The following is a 6,147-nucleotide window of genomic DNA, read 5'->3' as shown; positions in this document are numbered from 1 at the left end:
AGGCGGGCCACCTCCTGGCGCGTCTCCTTCTGGGCCTCTTTTAGAGCCTCCGCCAGCTCCCTGACCGCGCCTTTGAGCTCTTCGAAATCCTGCCTTGTCACCTTAATTTCGGCCATCCGCATGTCGACGATGGCAATAACCGTCCGGTAGAGCTCGGGAGTAAAGACCCCGATGACTTCTCCCTCCACAAAGACCACATCCTTCTCAGTGTCTTTTTCTAACTTCTCCTTCCGGTGCAAGAGAACCAACCACAAAAACTCCGCCTTCCAAGCACATTATACCATATATTCTGAAAAACATTTCTTTGATTTTATCTTTACCTCTCACTACCTCTGCCTCTTTTCCCAACTGGGCGTTTTTCAAGCCAGCTGCTTAGTTCTTTAAACTTCTTTTCGGCCAGGGCGAGCGCTTCCTCTTCTGTGCCGCAGCTCAGGGCCCCGAGGGACAGAGGCAACACAGGCGGGCTCTTGAAGATCCAACCTCGACCCTGAAAGCGTCAGGAGCAACAGGAAAAACGGCCTTCGAGGTCGAAGTAGAACATTCTCAGTGACATTTCTACCGCCAACAGCCTGTTTTCCAGGTTGCGCCTGGCAGCAAAGGGAGATTTCGACCGCGTGGACACGTTCAGGCTGATCACCGGGATCCTCGGCGGGCTGGGGCTTTTCATCTTCGGAATGGGCCTCATGGGGGAGGGGCTCCAGAGGGCCGCAGGGGACAGGATGCGGAAGATCCTTGAGACCCTCACGAAGCTTCCGGTAATGGGGGTGCTCACGGGGGCGCTGGTAACCGGCGTCATCCAGAGCAGCAGCGCCACCACCGTCATGGTCGTCGGCTTCGTGAACGCCGGGCTGATGAGCCTCAAGCAGGCGATCAGCATCATCATGGGGGCGAACATCGGGACCACCATCACCGCCCAGCTGATCGCCTTCAAGCTGAGCGACTACCTTTTTCTCATCATCGCCCTCGGCTTCGCCCTCTACTTCTTCTCAAAAAAGCGCCTCTGGCGCTACGCCGGCCAGGTGGTGCTCGGGTTCGGCATCCTCTTTTTGGGCCTGGAGGTCATGCAGGCGGCAGTAACCCCCTTAAAAGAAAGCCGGGCCTTCGCAAGCCTCATCACGAGCTTCGGCCGCTACCCGCTCTTAGGAGTGCTCGCCGGAATGGCGATGACCGTGATCATTCAGAGCAGCAGCGCCACGATCGGGATGCTGATCGCGATGGCAAACCAGGGGCTCGTCCCCTTTGATGTTGCCATCCCGGTGCTCTTCGGGGACAACATCGGCACCTGCATCACCGCGGTGCTGGCGAGCATCGGCACCAGCCTCAACGCCAGGCGGTCCGCCCTCGCCCACGTCCTCTTCAACGTCATCGGAACGGTGATCTTCCTCACCTTTCTCCCCTGGTTCAAGGCATTCGTCACCCTCATCTCCCCGGACGTACCGGCGCGCCTCATCGCCAACGCCCACACCTCCTTCAACACCCTGAACACCATGATCATGCTCCCCCTCATCAACCACTTCGCCCGCTTCATCACATGGCTGCTCCCAGGGGAGGACAGGGAGCTGAGGAGGGGGCCGATCTACCTGGACGAGCGGATGCTGGAGTCCCCGGCGGTGGCCCTGTCTCTTGCCACCAGGGAGATCATCCGAATGGCCGACCTCGCCGCGGAAACCCTGGAGGACGCCATGCAGGGGTTCTTCGAGAAGGACCAGAAGCGCCTGGAGAGGGCCTTCGAGCAGGAGAAGGTGGTCGACCAGCTGGAGAGGGCGATCACCGTCTACATGGCAAAGCTGGCGCAGCGGAACCTCACCCCCGAGCAGTCGAAGAGGCACACCGGGCTGCTGCATGCGGTGAACGACATCGAGCGGGTGGGCGACCACTCCGAAAACATCGCCGAGCTCGCCCTGGTGAGGATCGACGAGAACCTCCCCTTCAGCGAATACGCCATCGGGGAGCTGCAGGAGATGTACGACCTCGTTTCCGGCACCTTCCGGCGCGCCGTGGAGGCGCTCCGGCGGAACAACCTGGAAAAGGCGCGGGCGGTCATCGCAAGCGAGCCGCGCATCGACGCCATGGAGAAGGAGCTGCGGAAGAACCACCTCGTGCGGCTCAACAAGGGGATCTGCTACCCCACCTCGGGGGTCGTCTTCCTCGACATCATCAGCAACCTCGAGCGGGTGGGAGACCACGCCAACAACATCGCCCAGGTGGTGCTGGACGACTTCTAGCCTGCCCGCCCCTCCTGCTTCCCCAACGCTACTGCACCGTCTCCAAGCCGCCCGACGGCGGCAACCAAAAACAGTCCGGGGCTTCGTGCCCCGGGCCTCGCCGTCAGGCTCCAAATGAAAGTGTCTGTTCTATCCGGCAGCCCCTGTGCCGGCCGAAGAAGATGACGAAAGCGAACTCAGGTAGGCCCAGGGCTTGCCGAAGGCGAGCTTCATGTAGGCGTGCTGGCAGGCGAGTTCAAAAGCCGCCTTCTTCGCGTCAGCCAGCGCCTGCTCTGCCGCCGCCACGTCCGCCGCCGTGGCCATGCCCACGTCGAGCTTGAGACGGGCCACCCGCAGGGCTTCTTCCGCCGCCCGCACCCCCTCCTGCGCCCCGGCGTAGGCCTCCTCGAGGCTCTTCACGCTGTAGTAGAGCTGGCGCGTGATCAGGTCGAAGAGCTTCTTCGTGCTGGCGGCGTCGAGCTCGGCCTGCTCGACCTCTACTTTTCGAGCCTCGTAGGGCTTGTAGGAAAAGGTGCCGTATACAATCCCCTTATAAAACATAATGTCCTGGTAATACTGCTTTAACCGCACGCCCTGCTCCGCGAGCCAGACCTGGGGGCAGTTCTCAAGGACCTTCGTCACCTCGTAGTCGAGGCTAGAGACCTCCAGCGGATGAAACTCGAGGGATGTGGTGAGCACCGGCCGGTCCTCGGGCCAGAGGCCGATGGCCTGGTTCAGGGCGGTGTAGGCCTTGTCTAAGTCGTTCCGCGCGCTCACAAGCGCGGCCTCCGCCCTGCGGTACTGCGCCTCTGCGCCGATGAGCGCCGCCAGGGGCAGCGTCCCGGCCTGGTATCCCGCCCGCGCGTTTTGCAGCTGCCGCCGGGCGCTGGCCAGCGCCGCTTCCGCCGCCTTAACCTTCTCCTGGGCCTGGAGCACGTCCCAGTACTTCTTGCAGGCATCAAGGGCGACTGCGTCCTGCTCCGCGGTGAGGTTCTTTTTGCTCGACTGCCAGGTGAGGTCGGCCGCAAGCAATTCCGCCCACGCCGCCTCGATCATTGGGTTGCCCGCCGGCATCACCGGCGTGTAGTCAAGCTGGTCAGCAGCATAGTCTCTCAAGGCTTCGGTGCGGTCGACCTCTTTTTCCGCCTTTTTCACCCTCTCGCTCTGGGCGAGCGCCTTCGCTATCGCCTCGTTGAGCGAGATCTCGGGCCGGGCGGGCTCCTTCGCCCAAGCCCCAGGGACCGCGCCCCCGAAAGCGAACAGAATGGCGAGCAGAAGAGCAATGATCTGCCGCAGCAAACTTCTTCCTCCGGGCTTCAAGGTCTCCTCTCCTCTTCAAAAATGGTTAACCGCGTCAACTACCTGGCAAAAGTATACGCCTGCCCGCCTCGCCGTGTCAATCGGAATCCGGCTGTCTCTTATAACTCGCCTTCGCCCTTCCTGCGGTTAAATTCAGACTCGCTTGTTGTCGTCCGACACGAAATGGAGTAAACGAAGCCGGACTTTTCAAAGGCACTTTACAGCCACCATTCAGCCTCTTCCTTTTAGGGATGATCTGCATAATCCTCCCACCCCAGATAATGAAAGAGCCCGGATCGGGGAGGATCCGGGCTCTGGCGTTGTGTTGGGGAGCACCGTCCGGCCGGCGGTGATCTATTTTTTGAACCGGGCGGTCATCGGATTTAAGAATTCAAGCCTGTTACCCGCGCCAGCTGATAGACGATGTACTGGTTCAGGCTGACATTCTCTTGTTTTGCCAGTTCCGCGATGCGGCGGTGCAACGACTTCGGCATGCGCAACACTAAGCGCCCCGAGTACCTGTCCGACGCTGGTTCCGGAACGGGGATACCTTCTTCCAGTGCCGTTTCAAGCCAGGCGCGCTTCGCGTCATGGACCATCCTCCAGGCTTCCTCGACAGTTTCGCCTTGGGAAACGCAGCCGGGCAATTCGGGAATTTCGGCTACAAAGCCTCCTTCCTCTGCGGGATACAGAACAACTTTATAAGGGAGGCTGAGGTAATAATCAAGAGATTTACTCATCTGGCAACTCTCCTTCCAGGGCCTTGATTACCTGTTTGACGTAGGCGGCTTTGACCGGCTTGGAATGCTTCGGGACCGTAACCAGCTTTCCGCCTTTGACGTAGGCATAGTGGCTCGAGCCCTTGCGCGGTTGGCGTTCTTTGAACCCTGCGCGCAGCAGCAATTTCCGCAGTTCGTCAAAGCGAACCTGATTCGGGTTGTGCTTGATTCTTTCGTACAGTTTTTTCAGAGTACTCAAACCAACCACCTGCAAATAGTATCATATATAGTAGCAATAATGTCAAGAGACCATGTTTTTGCTATGTTTAACCCGCCTCCGGCGAAGCCTTACAGGGGGGCTTTTCTTTTTTCAGGAGGTGATCCCCACGCATTTGGCAGGAAATTCCTGAAAGAGCGAGAATAATAACAAAAAGCAGGGAAGTTAAGGAGGGATTTTTATACAGAGGCGCCCTGTCTACCGGGCCCCGACCGTCCTGCTTTCGTTTATCGCCTTTTTGTTCTGGATTCTCTTGCCCTGCGATCTCCTGGGTTCCGGCGATGTTAACTACGTTCCGCCTCCGGCTTTAACCGAAAACGAAGCCGCCCTCATCATGTTCAACGCTAAAGTGTCCGCCGAAGCGATTGACGGCATCATCGTCTATCCCGGGCAGACCTTCAGCTACTGGGACACGGCGGGCCCTTTTGATTCCGCCCACGGGTACGTTTACGGCTACGGCGTCCTGAACGGGAAGGCCGTGCCCGCTCTCGCCGGGGGAGTCTGCGTGACATCCACGGCACTCTACAGGGCCGCCCTGGACGCGGGGCTCGAAATTGTCGAGAGGCACCCCCACGGCGTTCCCCTGGCCTGGGCGAAGGAAGACGACGCCGCCGTCAGCTTTCGCGTCAGTCCGGACGGCAGGCTGGAGCGCGGCTGGGACTTCAGGTTTCGCAACAACCTGAAAGATCCGGTGGTTATCCTGGCGCGCTCTAAAGGAAAAAATGTTGCCGTGGAGCTGTGGAGCCTTCAGATGCTGGCGGTGAGTATTGCGCCGCCGTATAATAGTGGTTATCGTTTAGCGGAATTAGCGGAATGCTGAGTTAAGGGGGGATTGGAAAAAGTATGTAAGACATGCTAAAATATTCTCGGAAACACTGGACAAAAGCAGCCTCACCCTGTCGGGGATCAAAACCGAAAGGGGGTGAGGACTGTGAACACCGCAGAAACTCTCCAATTAATCACCGTCCTGCTCCTTTTCCTAACATTTGTAGTCAGTCTCATCAAGTTAGGGAAATAAGCGAAAGCCTCTAAGCTCTGCCAAACTTAGAGGCCGTAGCTAAAGCCCCGACAGATGAGGGCCGTACCAACCTTTTGTTTCAGTGTTTCCATTCTGATTTTAATCTATTCTTTTTCGAAATGTCAACAGCTTTTTCGAGAACGTCCATGTCAAGATCCAGTAGGTATCTACATAGAACTTTTCCCCTCGAGAGACCTCAACGTTCAAAACACTAGCTTTAGGCAACATCTTAAATAAAATTAACCCACCTGCCAGGCAGCTTCGGGAACAAATTATCGTAATACGCCCCGTCGCAAAACATTTAACACATATAGAGGCCAGGCTATCAGTGCTACCCGGGAAACCGACTAGCAAATAAGAGCAGCAAATTCCGGCCGGGTCAGTTCCCGTAAAACATGTTTTATCCAGGGACGATCTGCAAAAGGCCCTTTTAGTGCCGGTATGGTCGCCTGCAGCCATTTCCCCACTTCTTCTGCTTTTTGTTTTCTTATCTCCTTTTCTCCCGGCGTTGCCTGCATCAACTCTTTTAGCTTTCGGTGCTCCACCGGCCAGCGCGTGGCATATTTGCTGAGTTCTCCGTTTGCTTTTGCGGCCAGAAGCCGGGCCATCCGGTCTCCTCCGCTGATGGTC

General features: G+C 57.8%; 8 protein-coding genes. 2 read left to right on the top strand and 6 right to left on the bottom strand.

Annotated elements, in window-relative coordinates:
- A partial coding sequence (locus HPY58_13175; GenBank protein ID NPV30569.1) for a hypothetical protein occupies window positions 1–188 on the bottom strand: 188 nt, incomplete at its 3' end.
- A gap of 16 nt (window positions 189–204) precedes the next feature.
- A complete protein-coding gene (locus HPY58_13170) occupies window positions 205–363 on the bottom strand; it encodes a hypothetical protein (protein ID NPV30568.1) in 159 nt (52 codons plus the stop codon).
- A 311-nt stretch (window positions 364–674) separates the two neighbouring features.
- Between HPY58_13170 and HPY58_13165 the strand changes: the two genes are divergently transcribed.
- Window positions 675–2,225 carry a Na/Pi cotransporter family protein gene (locus HPY58_13165; GenBank protein ID NPV30567.1) on the top strand — a complete coding sequence of 517 codons (1,551 nt, stop codon included), beginning with the start codon at window positions 675–677 and terminating at the stop codon, window positions 2,223–2,225.
- A gap of 129 nt (window positions 2,226–2,354) precedes the next feature.
- Here HPY58_13165 and HPY58_13160 read toward each other — a convergent pair whose 3' ends face one another.
- The 3 genes from HPY58_13160 to HPY58_13150 all read right to left on the bottom strand — a co-directional run bounded on the left by HPY58_13160 (window position 2,355) and on the right by HPY58_13150 (window position 4,481).
- Entirely contained in the window at window positions 2,355–3,500 is a 1,146-nt protein-coding gene (locus HPY58_13160) for a TolC family protein (GenBank protein NPV30566.1), read from the bottom strand.
- A gap of 386 nt (window positions 3,501–3,886) precedes the next feature.
- A complete protein-coding gene (locus HPY58_13155; protein NPV30565.1) occupies window positions 3,887–4,243 on the bottom strand; it encodes a type II toxin-antitoxin system HicB family antitoxin in 357 nt (118 codons plus the stop codon).
- The gene (locus HPY58_13150) at window positions 4,236–4,481 is read right to left on the bottom strand and encodes a type II toxin-antitoxin system HicA family toxin (GenBank protein NPV30564.1); all 246 of its coding nucleotides are present in this window, start codon (window positions 4,479–4,481) and stop codon (window positions 4,236–4,238) included. The genes HPY58_13155 and HPY58_13150 overlap by 8 nt, the downstream gene beginning before the upstream one ends.
- Before the next feature lie 256 nt (window positions 4,482–4,737).
- On the opposite strand from HPY58_13150, the gene HPY58_13145 reads away from it, so the two are divergent.
- Entirely contained in the window at window positions 4,738–5,319 is a 582-nt protein-coding gene (locus HPY58_13145) for a VanW family protein (GenBank protein NPV30563.1), read from the top strand.
- 545 nt (window positions 5,320–5,864) lie between these two features.
- Here HPY58_13145 and HPY58_13140 read toward each other — a convergent pair.
- Window positions 5,865–6,147: ISLre2 family transposase (locus HPY58_13140; GenBank protein NPV30562.1), on the bottom strand; the 283-nt coding region annotated here is incomplete at its 5' end.

The organism is Bacillota bacterium (genome assembly GCA_013177945.1).
Lineage (GTDB): Bacteria > Bacillota > DSM-12270 > Thermacetogeniales > Thermacetogeniaceae > Ch130.
Note: the sequence above shows the minus strand (reverse complement) of the source record. Positions and strands in the feature narration are given on the sequence as shown.